Below are 19367 nucleotides of genomic sequence, written 5' to 3'. Positions count from 1 at the left end.
AATTTCTAATTCTTAGCCATCCCACTCCTGCTATAATCGGATGAAAAATATACCCTTTAGACAGAATGCTGCTCGCTTGGGTATGAATCGGGACTTAAAGCATATATTTATCAAGGCGATACCAACGCAAGTATTAGTGTTTGAATATAAGGATCATCTAAATGAATATCATGAATGATCAAAAAGGAAATGGTCAGATGAAATTTTTAAATGGAGAGTGTTCATTATTCTATATTTAATCGCGATTCTTTTCCCTCCCTTAGCCGTATTATTAGTGGGTAAACCTATTCAGGCAGTGCTTAACTTAATCCTCACACTATTTTTCTATGTTCCCGGTTTAATTCATGCCATCTTAGTGGTGCATGATAAACAAGCTGATAAACGAATGAAGCGGCAAGCAGCACTTATTGCTAAATCGAAACGAAATGACTAAGTGAATATATACAACCACTTTTAACCCAAATAACGTACACCAAAGGTGTACGTTATTTGGGTATTTAACATCAGAAAGAATTCGTTACTTGAACCTGTGCGACTTCCTAGGCCCTCTATGGTAACATGCATCACATATATGAAAACGTGAGTCATTCGGCAACCTTTTTCCACAGCGCTTGCATTTTTTTTGATAATTCAACATTTCATCTTTTAACTGATCATGAACGCCATCACTGATTTCTTCACGGATACGCTCCCAATAAACAGCTTCAGTCCTCTTGCCCATCCGATACAAGAATAATAAATGAAGCCCTATCGCTTTATAAGAAAGCTCCAATTCCTCCAGGTTTCTAGTCTTGATGATCGGTTCAGGAAGATCACTGCCCTCGGCAATCGCTTCGACCGTTTCCAGCCACTGCCTGATCAGACTTGGTTCCTTGGCTGAAAAAGGAATATGCAGGAAACCATATAAATCCATTAAGGAAAAACGCGCTTCGATTTCAGTATCCCGTATCAGCTCGTAAAGCTCCCTTTCTTCCGATAGAGATGCCTTTTTCGTGCCTTTAGGAGGCTCGAACCTTTCCCACATTTCGAAAAATGTTCCCATGTTCCGGTAATATTTTTGAAAACGTTCAAATACAGCAGAGGTTGGGGCAATGGTGAAGGTTTGAACGGGTTCATCCACTTGTTCCAGCAACTTATTCATGATTCTAATCTCTGCTGTAAATGCTACCTTGCCAGTGTCGTAAATACCTTTTCTACCCGCCCGCCCTGCGATCTGTTTGATTTCTTGAGAAGTCAATCTTCTTCTTCGTGTCCCGTCGAATTTTTCATTTTCAAGAAAGACGATACGGCGGATTGGCAAGTTCAATCCCATCCCAATCGCATCTGTGGCAACGACAACTGATGTTTCACCGCGATTGAATAACTCTATTTGCCGTTTTCTATTTTCTGGAGGCATACTGCCGTATATCATGCTGACATTATGTCCACTCTCTTTTAGACGGGACGCGGTTTCCAGTACCTGCCTTCTCGAAAAACAAATGAGGGCATCTCCTTTTTTGGTATACTTCAATCCAAATTCCTTTTGTTCTACCTCAAGCGGTATTTCCCGTCTGTATTCGTGGAGTTCTAAATCTGCCTCATTCAAAAGGTTCAGAAGCATCATTTTGATATTCTTGCTTCCGATGATATGGACCTCTCTCGCATTTGCTTGCGTGATTGCCCGAAACCAAGAAAAGCCTCGATCTTTATCGGCTATCATTTGGGCTTCATCTATAACGATTACTTCATGGTAGTCCTTTTCATGAAACATTTCAACGGTGCTCGAGACATGATTGGCACCCGCAACTGCCTTTTCTTCTTCACCGGTTTTTAATGAGCAAGGAACACCATCCGCATTTAATTTATCAAACACTTCGAGGGCCAGCAGTCTTAGGGGAGCTAGATACAAACCGCTCTCCGCTTCCTTCATTTTTTGTAGAGCCCTATGAGTCTTCCCGGTATTAGTCTCTCCGATATGCAAAACATACCTAACCTTTTTCCCTAATGATGGAGTATAGGCCTTACCTATGATGTCATCAATCATCCTTTGCTCTTCAGCCCGCTTTTTTGCTTCCTCTGCCAATACTTCAGCTTTTCTTCTTTCTCTGTTCGCCTCGTCCTTTTCAAATATTTCTTCATGCAATGTTTCATCAAAAGGTATTCCTTCGAGGTTCATTAAATCAGAAAGGTATTCTTCCTGAAGTTCATCAAAACAGGCCTGAGACAAATCAGTCAATTCATCCCGTAGTATACCTTGAAGGGCTTCAACCGTCAGTCTCTCACCATATGACTCCAAAAAATCATGATGCAGTGCTACAGGTAAATGGTTCAAGTATTTTTTAGGTGCTAATTTCATAATGAAATCCGAAACTAACCTTTCATACCGGTAAAAATAATTTTCATATTCATAATGGTTTTTTCCCCAATCGAGTAACGTGTGAATATCCCCTGTCAGCTCTTCCAAAAAGTCGGTGACCATTAGGTATTCGTTAGGTTGAAATCCACCTTCTTCAACCAATTGTTCTTCAAGCAAGTATGGATCGACATATTGGAATTTAGGTTTATTATTAAGATCCGCTGCCAAAATTCCGGCAATATGATACCTGACATGTAAATATAAAAGAAGTGAGTTTTTTTCAAAAAATGTATTGGCCTCTTCTTGTAGCCTTACGCGTATCTTCCAACGCTGCTTAGCTATCCGCTGTTCTTCTTGTCGTTTAAAGAAGTTTTCCCTCGCATTTTTATATCTCTTCTCCCAATCATCTGGATTTTCAGCAAAGGATTTTTTAATCCACGACAAGGCATCAAATGGGCGATACTTCTTTAATTCATTCCGGAACATGCTATTGATCAGCTTATGATCTGAGCCTTCCGTAACAAATCCCCTTTCGCTAAGAAACACCTTTTTTTCCTTTCTCGGCACATCGTTTGATGCTTTATTTAACCAAACATTAATCCAAATTTGCTCAATAAAAGACATCCTGTCAGATAAATATGTTGCATATGAAGGCATTGACTCTTGATTCTCGAAATAAAAATCCATATCCTGGATTATTTTTTCCTTTGTATTCTCTATAGCAATAGGATATATACTTTCTAATTTTCCCATAATGATCCCCTTTTGAATTATCCGTTATGTACTAATTCTTACCTATTATCCTCTCCAAAACATTGTTTTAAATGAGCGAGATACATTCGTTTTATCTATATAATTCATGTGTTTCGTTAATCATGATAAAAAGCAGAAATGCCAAGCTGCATGACCTCCGGACGCGCTCGGGTTAATTCCAATCCAAGTATGTACGTTTAAGGTACTCTTACCATTTCACGTACAGTATAATAGATATTAGATAGACTGATTATCGACTTTAAGAAAGTGAAGTCTATCCCGCATTCAGAAAACAATCCACGATTTAGCTATTTGGTCATCAGGCGCATGAAAATTTAATGATATTAAAAAAAACCGATATTAAGGTAAAGGGCAATTTTTAACTGACTGACATTCGTACTGAACCAAGAAAAATAGAAACAGCCCATTACACGATCGGCTACTTCTCGATTACAATATCCAATAAAACGAATCCAACCTCTTAATTGAGTTTAGTGGAAATCCGGACGACTGTCACGGTATTCAGATTCCACTTTCGTGTCTTTCTAGTTCAATATGAGAAATAACATCCGGAAACCTAAAAAGACTGTAGATAAAAGAGGAGCCTTAAAATGATTCAACAAGATATCAATTATTTTAAAAATTTGGACTCAATCGCTAAAGAAGTATTAACACTATTAGCTCAAAGCATTGGTGTGAATACATTCTTCCTTTCGATATTGAATCCCATACAGAGTTTTATAATCAAATCCTTCAATAGAAATGCAAAGTTAATTTGTGAAGGTGACATCATTCCTTATAATATGGTTTATTGCAAATTAGTTGTTGAGAATGGCTTGGAACCACTTGTTATCCCGAATTTAAAGGAACATGATTTGACTAGTGGACACCCTGCGACGAAGTTTATTGGAAACGGTTGTTTTATGGGGGCCCCCCTTATTAATGAGGGTGAAATCATTGGTACATTATGTGCATTCGACATTAAACCCTATGATTTTAAAGAGTATGATCTGATACTCATTAAGTCTTTGGCAGCTTTGATTAGTCAAACCATCATTCTTGAAAATGGAATTATCAGGGATCCTTTGACAGGTCTTTATAATAGGCACTTCATTTATAATTATTTTGATTATCAAAAGAATAAACAAAACGATGAAATGGCCATTCTTTACATCGATCTTGACCACTTTAAATTTTTCAATGATTCCTTTGGTCATGATGCTGGTGACGAGGTTATTAAACAGGCAGCTGGATGTCTTTTGCAAACCGTACCTGGTGACAGTCATGTGGCTAGAATCGGTGGAGATGAATTCATTGTATTATTACATCCATCCCATTGTGAGGATTTAATGAAAAGCACACAGCAAAGCGCTGAATTATTATTGAACCATTTATCCACCATGCCCATTCAAATTAATGGAAATGATCATTTTGTATCGGCTAGCATAGGGATAAGCTTTTATCCTCATAATGGTACGAAAATGGAGTCACTTTTGACAAAAGCGGATCGTACGATGTATAAGGCTAAAGAATCTGGTCGTAAGAATATTCAATACTACCACCCGCTGTGATTTTCCGAAAATTCAAAAAACCAGTTCTCCTTAGAGACTGGCTTTCTTTTACCTTAAAAAAATCCAACGTTTAGCTTTCAACCTTTGCAAAAGCTTGAGCAGATCAGCATTTCCCTTATGTATCCGTTTCTCGGATGGTGAAGCGGAGGGGGCCGGGATGTTAACTCTCTCGGGTTTTTTGTTCATATTCTGAAAGACCCTTCCTATTCTTTATTTTGAATAGTATATGCGGGTTTTCCATTAAATATCATCAGGCAAAGGAAAAACCCCTGCCCCGTTTCTTATAAAACATTTTTTAACCGGCTGAAGCGATCAGCTTTTTCTTTTTGTTTCAGGATAATGCGTTCGTTCTGTTTCATCACCTTTTTAGTATGGGGACTTAATCCTACATCGGGTATTTTCACCTGTGGTTTGATTACGGCAACTGACACTTCGCTGCCAGCTTTATCATAAATACTCATTTATCCTTCACCACCTGGGTTATGTTTTATGACCATATCGAACATCATGATTAATAAGGCTATTAATAAACAATCGACTTCTGAAACGAAGCTTTCTGATTTCACGTCAAGGATATAGGGTTCCATCAAAATGCTTACAGGCTGCAGAGCCATTTTCTCTTCATCATTATAATACGTATCTTCTCTTTCCAATGTAGCACGAATGGTACTGCCATTCAAGTTCGGATGCCCATTTATCACCAATTGCTTGTCCTGTTCCGTTTTGAAAGGAAGAATTTTTACGTCCATCCCTTCCTTTGCTGCATAAGCTTGAAGGAGAATGCTCAAATAAGCCAAGTATTCCTTATTCGTTTGATAATACTCAGGAATCCCTTCTTTCTTTAGGAGATGAAACATATTCTTGACCTTTTCCCTATTATCCGTTAAAAGTTTGTCACTTTCCGCAACAGCTTTTGTTGCATAGGACAGTTCGTTATCGCCAATTTTGGATATATACATGCTCAAGAACACAAACATATCAATCAGGATAAATACGATAGCCATAATCAAAAAATTTTTCCACTCATTAAATATACTCATCGGATAGAAATTCCAATAAATCAATGCTCCCAGTATAAAAATGACATACCAGGTTTTTCGAATCGCTTCAATCCTTTTAGTTACCTTGTCTTTATATTTCCAAGAAAGAATGACATAGGCCAATAAAGCAAAAAATACTACCCATACAAAGACTCTGAAAAACATTAACAATCGATTTATCACCCTACCCTTCATCCTGCTGCTACATTTCTTATTCCGTACTCTATATTATTCATTATATATACCTCTATTCCCTGCCTAGGGCGTGTGAAACTTAACCAAGTTTTCACTTGACTCCCAAAGTGAGTTTCGAGTTAATGAATCATCGGTTCACATCTATAGACCTGAAGGGTAAATCCATATCATTTCCATTGTGGGACATCGCATTAAATAACCTTATATATTCTGTGATATGATAAGTTAACGAAAAGGTCTGATTAATATGGGAGGAACATATTCATGCTGAAAATTATAAAGATCATCATTTCTTTTTTTATATTATTGTTACTTTTCCTTAACCTCTATCCTCCGCTAGGGAGGCGGACAAACAAAGAAAAAGTGAGAGCATTCACTACAAAAGAGAATTTTGCCAAGGGTAAATTCCACAATCAGATTCCTGCTGGTCAAGCGATGAGCCTTAAACATACTGGTTCCATTTTAAGGGATTACATAAAAGGCAATCCAAAAAGAAGGCCCGACCATCCAATCGTAATAGGAGCAAAAGAACCTGCATCATCTGTGAATTCCAATAAAATCACCTGGTTTGGTCATTCTGCATTCATGTTGGAGTTGGATGGTAAAACCATTTTAGTGGATCCAATGTTTGGAAAAGCCCCCACTCCCTTTCCTTGGTTTGGAAACAAGCGCTTTAGCGGGGAGTTGCCTATCGATTTGGATTTGCTGCCTCCTATCGATGCCGTCTTACTCTCACATGACCACTACGATCATTTGGATTATTTCTCAATAAAGAAATTAAAAGATAAGGTCGGTCAGTTCATTGTTCCACTCGGTGTCGGTGGACATCTTGAAAGATGGGGCGTGAAAAAAGAACTGATTCAGGAACATAATTGGTGGGATGAAGTTTCATTCAAAGAGTTGCAATTTGTTTGTACGCCTGCAAGGCATTTTTCTGGAAGAAGTTTAAACGATGGCAATACGACACTTTGGTGTTCTTGGGTAATTAATGGCAAACAAGAAAAGGTATTTTTCAGCGGCGACAGTGGATATGGTGGCCATTTTAAAGAAATCGGCAAAAAATACGGTCCTTTTGATTTAACTTTAATGGAATGCGGCCAATATGATGAGCGTTGGTCAACCATCCATATGATGCCTGAAGAAACTGTTCAAGCACACATCGATGTAGAAGGAAAACTGATGATCCCCATTCATTGGGCAGGTTTCACATTGTCTTTTCATGACTGGACAGACCCGATAGAACGGGTAACAAAAGCGGCCAATGATCATGCCGTACAGGTCTGCACACCTCAACTAGGCGAGCCAGTAATGATTGGGACAACAGATTTCCCTCAAACAAAATGGTGGAAATAAAAATGGTCCTTCCCGAATGGGATGGACCATTTTTATTCATTTCGCACTTTGTTCCCCTTTATATTCAAGATTCACTTTTATCGAATGCTCTTTCTTCCCGCCAAAATAATTCGTGCCTATTACACCTAAAATGATTAGTATCGACCCCAATATATCGTAGATCGTAATCTTTTCATCAAGAATGAGAGCTCCTGCAGCAATCGTGACAACTGTGGAAAGATTTGCAAATACGCTCATTTGGGACGCTTTGATCTTTGATAAAATCGTATTGGATAATAACGAAGTGACCAATGAAGCCAATATTCCCAGATACAAAATGGAACTGATGAATTCCATGCTCGACCATGGTGTAAAAAATTCCGGCATCGTTCCTTGTTTTAGATGGGTGAAAAGTGCGGCCACGTTAAAAATGACAAATCCTGTTCCCATCATGAAAAAGGACATTTCACCAGGTGTAAAATCCTTGGCAAGTGAACGGGTCATCGTTGTATAACATGCGGTTGCTATACAGGATAGCAAGATCAACACCATCCCAAGCATGTCAGAAAAATTGATCGTACTCCCTTTCACCACGAAAATAAAAATGACCCCAATTACAGACAAGATAATCGAAAGCTTTTGATATAAAGATGTTTTCTCCTTCAGGAAATATCCAGCTATCATCAATGTTAGAATTGGAGTGACTGCAGATAGAATTCCAGCATCTGTGGATTGTGAATACTTAAGTCCGAAAGTTTGAAAGGCAAAGAAAAGAGTTGGGAATAACAAGGATAGCGGGACCAGATTTTTAACCGACTCCCATGAATAGTTCACTTTAATGACTTTAACGGCAACAAGGAATAAAATGATGACGAAAGAAACGGTGAATCGGAACGCCAAAGTATCAAGCGGATTCGATTCTGCAATGGCCATTTTGGTGAATAAGAAAGATAGGCCGACAATACTTGCATGAAAGATGGCTAACATATATGCAAAAGTTCGGGATTTCATGGATGCAACTCCTTAACTAGATTACTATATTTCCTTTTTAGGTATAGTACCCTTTGCATCTGTATTGCAACCCAAGTTAGAGTTAAAAGATAAAGTTGGCATAAATTCCTCCTTTGAATTAAAGTGCTGCTTTTAACGTTCATGCGGTTTTCACTTTTTTTCAAAAGATATAGATTAAGAACACCGTTAAGTATGATCATGTACAGTTTCAAATATGGTAAAATTTCAACGAGAAAGTGAGGTATACATATATGTTAGTTACTACAGTAATATTCCTTATGGCAGGACTGGCGGAAATTGGTGGTGGCTACCTTATTTGGCTTTGGTTAAGGGAAGGTAAATCCATTTATCTTGGTTTAGCCGGAGGTTTCGGGTTGGTATTATACGGTATCATTGCAACTTTCCAAACGTTCCCTACTTTTGGACGTGTATATGCTGCATATGGCGGGGTTTTCATTGTTTTATCGGTTTTATGGGGATGGGGCATTGATAAGAAAACTCCTGATTTATATGATTGGATTGGAGCAGTAATCTGTCTAGCCGGGGTTTCAATCATGATATGGGGACCTAGACAGTAAAAAAATTAAAGGGCCTTATGCCCTTTAATCAGACTGTTGACAGACTCAAAGAAAAGCGAGTTAGCCTGCAGTTTTTTTAATTTAGGCTCTGTTAAAGCAAAATGTTGATTATTTGATACTTACCCGAATTCTTAGTATTATGGATATAAGAACAAATATTCGGGAGGTAACGAAAAATGAGCAAAGCGTTTAGCAATTTACTAAAGCACATTGATAAATTACCACATACGAAAAAAGAACAAGTATATCAATGGGTAAAACGCTATGTTCAGCCTTCTTCCTCTGTCGGTGGTCGTCTAATCAACGAAATGAGAGAAACTCGTTTCAAAGAAGGGTTTGAATGCCCTCATTGTGCATCTGAACACGTTGTTCGGTTCGGAAAATATAATGGTCGCCAACGTTATCGTTGTAAATGTTGTAGTAAAACCTTTACTGATACGACTAACACTGTTTTATATCGCACCCGAAAAGGAGACGAGTGGATTACATTTGTTGAATGTATGTTTAAAGGTTAATCCCTACGAAAATCGGCTGAAATTGTAGGGGTTACTTGGGTTACACTTTTCTATTGGAGACACAAGTTGCTAAACGCTCTCAAACAAATGGATTTTGAACATTTTGAAGGTATCGTTGAAATTGACGAGACCTATTTCCTATACTCTGAAAAAGGAAAACGAGGCATTACAGACCGAAAACCTCGAAAGCGTGGCGGAAAATCTAAACATAGAGGTATCAGCCACGAGCAAGTTTGCGTTCTTGTTGCCAGAGACCGTACCAAAGCAACTGTTTCTAAAGTTGCTTGTATGGGGCGAGTTGTGAAAGATAAAGTAGATAAAATGATTGGTTCTAAGTTAACCGCTGACAACGTACTTGTAACAGATGCTTGGAGAGCCTATAAAACGTATGCGAAAGAAAAAGGATTAGAACATTATAGAATTAAATCCACTGATGGTAAGTACGTTCTCACAGGCTTATATCACATTCAAAATGTCAATGGTCTCCATTCTCGTATGAAACAATGGATAGACCGATTTAAAGGTGTGGCTACCAAATACCTCGATAATTACCTCGCTTGGTTCTTGTTTATTGATAGTCGTAGTAACGAAAGTACGAGACATAATATCAAAGAATTTTTATTAAAATCATTTGTATTTGAAATGACAGATACTTATGATAGTTTACGCTTGTCAAAATTCAATTTGTAGTCCATATTCGACTAACGAAGTACATTTGGAGTGGTAAAGTGGAAATATATATTAGAGAACAAGTGTATTCTTTTAATCAAGAACACGACTTTTTGGTAAATCCTTCACCTAAGACAGTATACGAAATTGATGCAGAAGACATTGGGATTGAGGAATTCTTTATCCTATTTTTCTCCAGCTTAAATCAGTTTCCGTTGTTTATTACCTTTGAATGGTATGACTGGGATGTTGATGGAATGAGAGACCAGTTAGATAAACTTGGGGTAATTTATACGCATAAGTTCGTCCCTCAAAAAACAGCATATGAAATGACCAAATATGGAGAAATCCATTTCGATATATTGATTTTTAGTGTCGAGGTTAAAGATAAAAATCAACTATCTGAAATTATTTTTAAATCCCTTATTCCATATCATCTCTTTATAATTTCAAATCAGAATAATGTAACATTTGGTGAAAGGTTTGACCAAGAGGACGGCGTAAAGTTGAATATGAATGAATCTACAACTTTTTGTAAATTGGAATACGATATCCCCTCTACCTATTTGGTAACAAACCAATTGAAAAATATGGATGAATTGATTGCTGTTCTTCCTGAAAAGTTAAAAGTTGTGAAAGAAGATTAAGTTATCTTGTTAAACAATCGCACCCGTAGTTTAACAATAATAGGGGCAAGCCTGATAAAAGGGGTTTCCCCTATTTAATATTCAAATTTCAACATTAACATATAACAGAACCTTAATTTAAAAAACGTTCCAGCCTTTCAGAAACCTGCGCCCTTTCCGCCGACTGTCTGCCACCGATTAATGCCCAATTACTCGCTGATGCAGCGTTACCTGCTGAAAAAGTAATGAATAAAGTAAAAATCAATACTGAAAATGTTTTGTACTTTCCCATAAACCCCTCCTTTAAATATATATTTGAAAACGCATACATAATTCATGATAATCTTTTCATTAACTGGTTCCAAATTGAAATACAACTCATGTTTATTAGTTAGTAGCACTATAAAGGGGCGGTTTAATTTCCATTTGCATTTTTTTGTCATTTGATAGAGTAAAGTAAGAAATAAGGGTAACAAGTAAAACAACTGCGCTTAAGCAATAATATGTATTTTGGAAACCCATGAATGAATACATACTACCCGCTACGGAAGAAAAAATAGTAATGGCACTCTGTTTCGCAAAATTAAATGCCAGTAAATAAATGGTTGCGCTTAGTCTAGTATCAAATACTCCTGTAATGTATTTAAAAATGGAAACTAAGAGTAAGGGCATTTCAAAAGCTGCAATCAACCTGAATATTGATAAGAGAACAGGGCCCGTAGCTATTGCACTTCCAAAAATACGAACGAAAGTTAATACACCGAAAAGAATGAGCCCATTTTTAGCACCCATTTTATTTACGATCACAGGGGTAAAAATCATTAATATGGCTTCAAGTCCAACTTGAATGGAGACTAGCTTACTAAATATATCCGTTCCATATTCTTTAGAAGAAAAGAATTGTACATAATAGTTAGGAAACTGTTGATCGAACACATCATATATGGCGGCCGTGCCGATTATTAAGAATGAAAGGTACCAGAAGCTCTTTATTTTAAATATCGAAAGAACAGCTTTTTTACTAATTTCATTTCCTTTAACCTTCGAGCCTCCTGACTTGATATGGTCTTGACCTTCTATTTTAGCCGTAAATAATAAGACAGCTAAAAAAACTGCAGCACCTGATGCAAACCAAAAAATTGAATTTGGGTTTTTTACAAACATTACTCCCCCAATCAATGAGGCCGTAGCCCCTGCTATAGATCCGAATAACCTTACCCTGCCATATTCAAAACCATTATTACGACTCACTCTTTCTATATAGGATTCAACAACCCCCACCCCGCCGTTGAATACTGCACTAAGGTATACGCTTCCTATAATTGCTCCTATAACTATATTCGCTTTAAGTAATGGGGCATAAAGGAAGCTGAAGAAAGGCCCCATGAACATTAAAAGGATTACGACGACCCAAAATAAGTTTTTTTTGAATCCCAATTTATCTGAAATGATTCCTAAAAAAGGTTGATAACATAGTGCAATTAATGACATCGATGAAAAAACAATGCCTGTTTCACTTGGGTTAAGTCCGGCAACATCTTCTAACCATAATGGGAGGAAACCAAGAACGATTGCCCAAATAATAAAGTAAAAATAAAATAGTCCTCCAAAATTCCAAAAACCTTTAGAAACATTCATATAAAGTCCCCTTTACTTATTATAAGACATGCATTTGAATGAATTTAACCATACTAAAATGCAAGCGAATCTTTCCACGGCATTGTAGAAAGATTCCAAGCTGAATTTTAATATTTCATCTCTAGCTTTTACTTTTACTTTTATTCACCTCATCCGGTACTGGGATCCCAAAGTTTGGAGAGCCATCCTGGTTCCAGTTAAATACTTGTGCCCGTGTATGACGATTTGGATCATACAAGGGATCCCCTTCAATTTCGGTATAATTACGAGCATGGTAAATTAAAATATCTTCACTCCCATCCTCTGAAACGGTAAAGCTATTATGACCTGGTCCATATTGTCCATTTTCCGGTGCACTTTGAAAAACGGGAATTGGGGATTTAGTCCAAGAAGCAGGGTTTAACAAATCACTATCTTCCTCAGCCGTAAGTAAACCCATGCAATAATTATGATCTGTTGCACTGCATGAATAAGTAATAAAAACCTTTCCATTTCTTTTAAGCATTGCTGGACCCTCATTAACATGGAAACCAATGGTCTCCCAAGGTAATTCAGGCTTTGAAAGCATTACCTGCGGACCCTTAATTGTCCAAGGATTTTCCATTTCCGCAATATATATATTGGAATTACCTTTAATATTCAAATCCCTTTGAGCCCATACATAATATAAAATACCATTATGTTCAAAAGCGGTAGCATCTAAAGAAAAAGTTTCCCATTCTGTCTTAACTTGTCCCTTATGTATCCATTCTCCCTTTAAAGGATCAGGACTTTCATTCTCAAGTACAAACATTCGGTGGTCGAACGTTCCGTTTACTGGTTGATCGGTTCTCGCCGCAGCGAAGTAGATGTACCACTTTCCCTTTATAAAATGAAGTTCTGGAGCCCAAATCAGTGAGTTTTGCGGTCCAGTCTCATTTTTTCTCCAGACAGTAATAGCCTCTGCTTTACCTATTCCTTGAATAGTTTTAGATCGCCTGATTTCAAGTCGGTCATATTCTGGTACGGATGCAACAAAATAATAATAGTTATCCGAATGCTTATATACCCAAGGATCTGCTCTTTGTTCAACAATTGGGTTCTTATAAGTTTGCATTGTATTCATATTTTAGTCTCCTTTTTGTTTACGTCTATTCTTTGAATCTAGTTGTATTTATCTACGATATGGAATTTTTTCATGCCGGCAGAGAAAAAACACCACCCCCTATTGTGTTTATAATAATTTTTTGCCCCGACCCAATAATCTTAATGATAAATAGATTCACAATTCATACGGACTAATTTTAGAAAATATCAAATTTTCTTAATATTCATCCGTATAATTAAATAATAAGTTGTCGTTTCGAGGATGTCAACGCTTTCTTTTGTTATTATTTTGAAATTTCAGAGTAATATATCGAATAATTTGTACGTATAGCTTTGAATGGTGAATGGATGACACTGAGAATTACCATTTCTAAATCGAAACCTTTTTGCTACCTATCTTGTCTACGATCCAAGCAATTATAAAAACACTTGTGAACAGTAATCAGTTTCCCATTATTGACAAGTTTGCTGTCACTCGGGACATACAATTTTCCCCCTCCGAATTCCGATGGTCATACTATTAAACTAAGGATTGCACCCTTTTTGATACGCCAAAAAGCCCTCTTATCAAAAGAGGGCTCAGTTTGTAGACAAAAGGGGTTCAGAACTTGAGGTGATGAGGATCCTTTTTATACATGATTCCTTGATACGCTCGTGTTTCCTTTCGAACCAGCAGCTATCATTAAGAGTCTATAGAAAATCTTTTCGGACAGGTCTGTATCTTTAAAGCGTCGCTTAAAATGACTGTAGGAGAAAGCGGCCCTGAAAACGCATCTTTCATCAAGCGATGTACCCGAAACAACTGATTCAAAGCAACACCTTCAACTCCTCAGGTAGGGTTTCTATCTAAAAGTTGATTAGAGAGGAAGGTACGAGACTCCTGCGGGCACAAGCCGAGGAGGTGCCCGGACCGCCAGCGAAAAGCGAGGCCTTGCGTTCCAATCAACGTTCAAATTGTACCAGCCATAAAAAAACTGTAGTCAAACTCGATTTTCATCGAGTTTGACTACAGTCTGAGCCCTCTTATCAAAAGAGGGCTTTTACCTAAGATAGGATCAAGCTTCCAAGGCTTCTTTACGCTTTCTTTCCTTTGATTCAGTTATTAGATCATAACCAAGATAAAGGATGATGGCTCCGCCTATTAATTTTATATATAACGGAACGTCCGCTACAAAGAAATAAATCATAGAAAATAATGTCCCTATAATGCATAACCAAAAAATAATATGTTTTAAAAATTTCAAAGTAATGACTCCTCTCAAAAGATGAGGTAATTTCTATTTCGCTCCACTTTAAGGAGGAATTAATTATCCGTACCATCATTCTAACATTTATTCTTTATATAATGGAGTGAATCGTATTGCGAAATTATGAACATTTATGGGTTATCCATATTTATATCCTTACAATCGATTTCTTCTAGCGCAGGACAAACGCCAAGACTTGTCAATTTGCATAATTTTGATAGGAACCATGACTCCGCTAATAGAAGGTAATTATACATGAAATGACAGCTAGGTATCCCTTCACTGACATTTCATGCATTTGATTTTACATGATATTCATTTTATTGGACTCTACCGCCATTTCTTCAGTTTGTTCCTTATGATCATTTTTGTAATAAGCCATTTTCACTGGAACGAATGATAAAGCTACCGCGGCAATGAGACCCGGAATGGCGAAGGCAATGAAATTCAATTGGATGGGTAGCGAGATGGATAATAAGAATCCGCCAAGAATGGGTCCAAGCATACCGCCGATCCTTCCGATTCCAGATGCCACTCCTAGTGCAGTCGATCTAATATTTGGTGGATAGTACTGGGAAACATAGGCTTGTACTAGGTTTTGGGCACCAATGGTACAGGCTCCTGCAATCGCTACCAATGTGTAAATCACGAAGGAACTTCCACCCATCCCCAATAGAGTCAAACTGACTGCCCCAAGCGCATACATCGGCACAAGCATTTTCTTGGATCCATAACGATCACAAAGTTTAGCGATGATAAGCGTGCCTATGATAGCTCCCCCTTGAAGAACGATCAAGAAACCTAAGCTTGAATTCAGCGCATACCCTGCCTCGATCATTAGCTTTGGAAGCCATGTATTCAATCCATATACCATCAATAGGCACATGAAAAAGGCGATCCAGAACATCAACGTGCTCAGGGCACGGGAATCCTTAAACAATCCAACAATCGGCATATTGGTATCCGTTTTTTTCACATCTACAATTTCGTCCTTGATGTCGAATTCACTCTCCGGACTGACCCTGGATAATATCCTGATTAACTCCTCTTTTCTGTTAACTCTGATCAGATGCGTCGAAGCCTCTGGTAAACGTTTCATCATGAAGGGTAAAAATAACAATGGTATTCCTGCAAACCAGAATATTGATTCCCAACCTAATGTCGGCATAACCAGGATACCCAGTATCGGTGCAAGCATCCCTCCGAATGAATAACCGCACAAAACGATCGAAACGACCATGCTCCGCATCCTTTTCGGTGCATAATCCGTCAATAAGGCAATGACGTTCGGCATAATGCCCCCAAGACCTAATCCCGCTAAAAACCTAAAAGTCGAAAACATTGTAGGCGTATTCGCAAATCCACATAAAAGCGTAAACAAACTAAATAAAATCAGTGTAATCGCTATTACGTTTTTTCTGCCAATCCGATCTGCTAATGTACCAAAGAAGATGGCCCCGAACAACATTCCAAATAGACCGTAGCTGCCCATAGCCCCAGCTTCCACGGAAGTAAGGTTCCACTCCTCCGTCAATAGCGGGACGACCGTTCCGTAAACGACAAGGTCATAGCCGTCAAAAAGGATAATGATAAAACACCATGCCAGCAATCCAAAATGAAAGCGGTTGAACTTACTGTTGCTAATTACCTCAGTCGTATTAATTCTTGCCATAAAATTTTCTCCTCTCCAGGTGACTACAATACTTCTCTCAAAATGACAGCGCTTACGTAATACTTTAAAAAAACATCGATACACTCATCTTTTATACAAATAGTGAACTGAGTTATCTAATTATTATTATAATGGCTAATTATCTGATATTTCAATAAAAACTTTCATAATAAATTAAAGCTTTAAAATGATCCAAGACAATACAAGGGATATATGTTTTTTGAAATATCCTTAAATGCAACTAGCTATAACGTATCTGGACATCCGTATAGACAACAAAAAACCAGTCCCTTAACGGAACTGGTTTCTAATTTAAAAAAGGTAAGCCGCCATTGCCGTATTCAAGTAAGAAAGTTTTAAACCACCACTCCTCAAAGTGGGTGTTTGCAGAAACAATCCTGTTGTCCAAGTCAGTGACGAGGCATAACATTCCTGTTTCGATGTAAAACTCCCTATTACAGCTTAAAGGTTAAAACTTAATTATCATTACGAACAACGCAGCTTGTATAATTATAATACCTAAATATCATCAATCTTGCAAGTTTAATAATCCCAAGCACCAAAAAAATTATCATGTTACATGATAATTCGATCGAAATTAGTTACATGATCAAACGGCCGAACCAAAGCGGCATGTACTTACTCCCCCCCTTTATTGGGTTTCCTAAGGTAGGTAAGATATATTTTTAGAAATATTGTGCAAGATAAAATTAGGACAGAATAGCAAGTGTTTATCTGACGGATGTCTAGTTTCGGATGTTGAACCTGACAATAAATACTAAATAACCTTTGCAAATACTTGTCAGGAGTCTATAATATTAACTAACAGATTTGATTGGAGTGACTAGTTATGCTTTCAAATATTGGTTTTCCAGGCTTAATTTTAATCCTTCTTTTAGCTTTAGTTGTTTTTGGACCGAATAAGCTTCCTCAAATCGGACGGGCCGTCGGCACCTCGCTTAGAGAGTTTAAGGATGCAACCAAGGGAATAACGGAAGAAATACAAGAGGAATTCAAGGAAGACGTACAAGCTGCAAGGAAAGAATCGATAAAATGAAAAAATGAAAAAGACGCCTGCACGCAGCAGGCGTCTTTGATGCGTTTGAGGCGCAGAACCGTCAGGCCACATCCCGACGTTTAGCTAAAAGCTTGTTCTTCGACTTACACAAATTAGCTCATCGCTTTATTAATATAACATTAATTCTATTTTATTTCAAGAGATTTATTAAACGGCCGCTTAACGGCATCCCTTGGAATTGAATGTTGATTAAAATTTTATAAACCGCTTTGAGGTTTTTTTATTAATATATTCTATCGAGCTCATTATTAAAATACAAAAAATCAAATAATCTCCTTTAAGCCCGTTCTGCAAACAAATCCTTGAACTACACTACAAGTTCATCGTCATTTGGGTCAATTGATCCGATGAAACGGCAACTTGATTGAACGCTTCATTAATTTAATCGAAAATATCATTCAGTTCTGTCATTTCCTTGGTGATTTTAATATTTTGCTCTTTTACTGAAAGCATGGCCTTTGCTATATCGGTAAAAAATTTGCCCGTTTCTTTCCCTTGCTTCGTGCCTTTAGTAATCTCCCCGCTAACCATTGAAATTGAAGTATTCATTACATTGATAAAATGAGCAATGCCACTAACCAGTTTCACTACTTCCGAAACTGATTGCTTGGTATTTTCCGAAAGCTTCCTTACTTCACCTGCAACAACCGCAAATCCCTTGCCATTATCACCCGCTCTTGCGGCTTCAATCGCTGCGTTCAATGCCAACAAATTCGTTTGTTCGGCAATAGAAGTGATAATCGTGACAATTCGTTCAATTTCCTTTGATGTATTGGATAGCTGTTCCATATCTTTTGAGATGATCGTCATTTGATCTTGTGTTTTTACCAATCTTTTCTCTAACCCTTGTAACAGTTCTACACCTTCATTTGATTTCCCCTCTGCATGTATCGCAATCTCTGACCCCTTTTGAGTGAAATCATGGATTTCGACTACCTTATTTGCCATTAATTGCGTTGCTGAACTTGTCTCTTCACTGATTGCTGCCAATTCTTCGGCATTTTGATTGACCTGTAGTTTAATCGTTTCTTTTTCTTCAAGGTTTTGTTGACGAATCTTCTCATTTTCAAGTTCATATGCCTCTAAAACTATTTGCTGCTCTAAATTAAAAATTTTAGTGACTGCCAGAATGTTATCCTGATATTGCTCTATATTCTTTATATTGGCCATCACATGAATGATTATTGATTGCAGTAAATCTTGAAAAGCACTCATATACCATTTTGGCTGCAGTCCAATTCGCACATGTACCTGTGCGATAACATAACGCTGTTTAATGTAAGCATCATCAATGGTACCGCTAAACATTTCGAACATATGACGATGCAGTGTCTTTTTCAACCTATCGATAGAACTATTGGCCGAAATGATTTTCAATAAAGAGGATTCATTTTCTAGATTTTTATAAAAATTTTCAACAATTTGGGTCAGATGTCCTTTCACTTCTTCTTGTAAAGAACGAATGATGCATAAATCCCCGATCGTCAAATGAATCATCTCCACTTGTGTCAATACGCTCGGATAATCCCTGATATTGATACCGACTTGTTCCTTAAATTGCAAATAGTCTATTGAATCTATCTTTTGTTTATTTCGCCATAAACTTTTCATGATGAATTGCCCTCCAATTTTTTCTACCCATATATACTATTTCGACATAAAGCCTGTTAATCTTTAACTAATTTGATAATTTTCCCTCTAAACAAGCTAATATCACACAAGACTTATGAACTATATGGACCAAAACAAAAAAACACTCCAGAGAGTGTCTCAGACTGTAGACAAATTAGAGAAGAGCCAGTTTACCTACAATTTTTTCTTTAAAAAAAGTTCCAGTTGATTTCAGAAATTCGCTCCCTTTCCGCCGACTGTCAGCCAAGACTCCTCACCGCAAGCGACTGTGGGGTCTCACCTAGCCAGTTATTCGGCAGGAGTGTCGCGAATTTCTTCAATCTAGAGGGTTTCATCCGGATAATCAAGTAAAAAAACATGAAGGATAATCAAGTTTTCATTTAAAATCA

At 37.5% G+C, this 19367-nt stretch carries 16 protein-coding genes, 1 other RNA gene and 1 pseudogene; 7 read left to right on the top strand and 11 right to left on the bottom strand.

Annotated features, from left to right (window positions below; genetic code table 11):
• Window positions 1-226 precede the first annotated feature (226 nt).
• A complete protein-coding gene (locus ACDZ29_RS23680) occupies window positions 227-433 on the top strand; it encodes a YqaE/Pmp3 family membrane protein (protein WP_370017037.1) in 207 nt (68 codons plus the stop codon).
• A gap of 84 nt (window positions 434-517) precedes the next feature.
• Here ACDZ29_RS23680 and ACDZ29_RS23675 read toward each other — a convergent pair whose 3' ends face one another.
• A complete protein-coding gene (locus ACDZ29_RS23675; protein ID WP_375088870.1) occupies window positions 518-3088 on the bottom strand; it encodes a DEAD/DEAH box helicase in 2571 nt (856 codons plus the stop codon).
• A 611-nt stretch (window positions 3089-3699) separates the two neighbouring features.
• Here ACDZ29_RS23675 and ACDZ29_RS23670 point away from each other — a divergent pair.
• Window positions 3700-4659, top strand: a complete 960-nt coding sequence (locus ACDZ29_RS23670; RefSeq protein ID WP_375088869.1) for a diguanylate cyclase — start codon at window positions 3700-3702, stop codon at window positions 4657-4659.
• Window positions 4660-4940: 281 nt separating this feature from the next.
• Here the strand turns inward: ACDZ29_RS23670 and ACDZ29_RS23665 are convergent, their stop codons facing one another.
• Together ACDZ29_RS23665 and ACDZ29_RS23660 are read right to left on the bottom strand one after the other, a co-directional pair.
• Entirely contained in the window at window positions 4941-5120 is a 180-nt protein-coding gene (locus tag ACDZ29_RS23665; protein WP_289316477.1) for a hypothetical protein, read from the bottom strand.
• The gene (locus ACDZ29_RS23660; RefSeq protein WP_375088868.1) at window positions 5121-5864 is read right to left on the bottom strand and encodes a type II toxin-antitoxin system SpoIISA family toxin; all 744 of its coding nucleotides are present in this window, start codon (window positions 5862-5864) and stop codon (window positions 5121-5123) included. It abuts the gene before it with no gap.
• A gap of 294 nt (window positions 5865-6158) precedes the next feature.
• Between ACDZ29_RS23660 and ACDZ29_RS23655 the strand changes: the two genes are divergently transcribed.
• The gene (locus ACDZ29_RS23655; RefSeq protein WP_375088867.1) at window positions 6159-7247 is read left to right on the top strand and encodes an MBL fold metallo-hydrolase; all 1089 of its coding nucleotides are present in this window, start codon (window positions 6159-6161) and stop codon (window positions 7245-7247) included.
• 36 nt (window positions 7248-7283) lie between these two features.
• Here the strand turns inward: ACDZ29_RS23655 and ACDZ29_RS23650 are convergent, their stop codons facing one another.
• Entirely contained in the window at window positions 7284-8237 is a 954-nt protein-coding gene (locus ACDZ29_RS23650; RefSeq protein WP_370015015.1) for a DMT family transporter, read from the bottom strand.
• Between the two features lie 251 nt (window positions 8238-8488).
• Between ACDZ29_RS23650 and ACDZ29_RS23645 the strand changes: the two genes are divergently transcribed.
• The 3 genes and pseudogenes from ACDZ29_RS23645 (at window position 8489) to ACDZ29_RS23635 (ending at window position 10646) form a co-directional block, all read left to right on the top strand.
• Window positions 8489-8815 carry a YnfA family protein gene (locus ACDZ29_RS23645; protein ID WP_375088866.1) on the top strand — a complete coding sequence of 109 codons (327 nt, stop codon included), beginning with the start codon at window positions 8489-8491 and terminating at the stop codon, window positions 8813-8815.
• A 176-nt stretch (window positions 8816-8991) separates the two neighbouring features.
• Window positions 8992-10020: pseudogene (locus ACDZ29_RS23640) on the top strand (IS1595 family transposase).
• Window positions 10021-10058: 38 nt separating this feature from the next.
• The gene (locus tag ACDZ29_RS23635; protein WP_375088865.1) at window positions 10059-10646 is read left to right on the top strand and encodes a hypothetical protein; all 588 of its coding nucleotides are present in this window, start codon (window positions 10059-10061) and stop codon (window positions 10644-10646) included.
• Window positions 10647-10758: 112 nt separating this feature from the next.
• Here ACDZ29_RS23635 and ACDZ29_RS23630 read toward each other — a convergent pair whose 3' ends face one another.
• From ACDZ29_RS23630 to ssrS, 6 genes are all read right to left on the bottom strand, one after another.
• Complete coding sequence (locus ACDZ29_RS23630) at window positions 10759-10917, bottom strand: hypothetical protein (RefSeq protein WP_375088864.1); 159 nt, start codon at window positions 10915-10917, stop codon at window positions 10759-10761.
• Between the two features lie 95 nt (window positions 10918-11012).
• Entirely contained in the window at window positions 11013-12263 is a 1251-nt protein-coding gene (locus ACDZ29_RS23625; RefSeq protein WP_375088863.1) for an MFS transporter, read from the bottom strand.
• Window positions 12264-12384: 121 nt separating this feature from the next.
• Complete coding sequence (locus tag ACDZ29_RS23620; RefSeq protein ID WP_370015010.1) at window positions 12385-13368, bottom strand: family 43 glycosylhydrolase; 984 nt, start codon at window positions 13366-13368, stop codon at window positions 12385-12387.
• Window positions 13369-14404: 1036 nt separating this feature from the next.
• On the bottom strand, window positions 14405-14593 hold the full coding sequence (locus tag ACDZ29_RS23615) for a hypothetical protein (RefSeq protein WP_289325029.1): 189 nt from the start codon (window positions 14591-14593) through the stop codon (window positions 14405-14407).
• A 307-nt stretch (window positions 14594-14900) separates the two neighbouring features.
• Window positions 14901-16268, bottom strand: coding sequence for an aromatic acid/H+ symport family MFS transporter (locus tag ACDZ29_RS23610; protein WP_289335362.1), 1368 nt, complete (start codon window positions 16266-16268; stop codon window positions 14901-14903).
• Window positions 16269-16587: 319 nt separating this feature from the next.
• Window positions 16588-16775, bottom strand: a non-coding RNA gene (gene ssrS / locus ACDZ29_RS23605) — 6S RNA.
• Between the two features lie 343 nt (window positions 16776-17118).
• Between ssrS and ACDZ29_RS23600 the strand changes: the two genes are divergently transcribed.
• The gene (locus ACDZ29_RS23600; protein ID WP_289316484.1) at window positions 17119-17325 is read left to right on the top strand and encodes a twin-arginine translocase TatA/TatE family subunit; all 207 of its coding nucleotides are present in this window, start codon (window positions 17119-17121) and stop codon (window positions 17323-17325) included.
• Window positions 17326-17727: 402 nt separating this feature from the next.
• On the opposite strand, the gene ACDZ29_RS23595 is transcribed toward ACDZ29_RS23600, so the two are convergent.
• Window positions 17728-18957, bottom strand: a complete 1230-nt coding sequence (locus tag ACDZ29_RS23595) for a protoglobin domain-containing protein (RefSeq protein ID WP_375088862.1) — start codon at window positions 18955-18957, stop codon at window positions 17728-17730.
• Window positions 18958-19367 lie beyond the last annotated feature (410 nt).

Origin of the sequence: Peribacillus sp. RS7 (genome assembly GCF_041956845.1) — a bacterium.
In the GTDB taxonomy this organism is placed as follows: Bacteria; Bacillota; Bacilli; order Bacillales; family DSM-1321; genus Peribacillus.
Note: the sequence above shows the minus strand (reverse complement) of the source record. Positions and strands in the feature narration are given on the sequence as shown.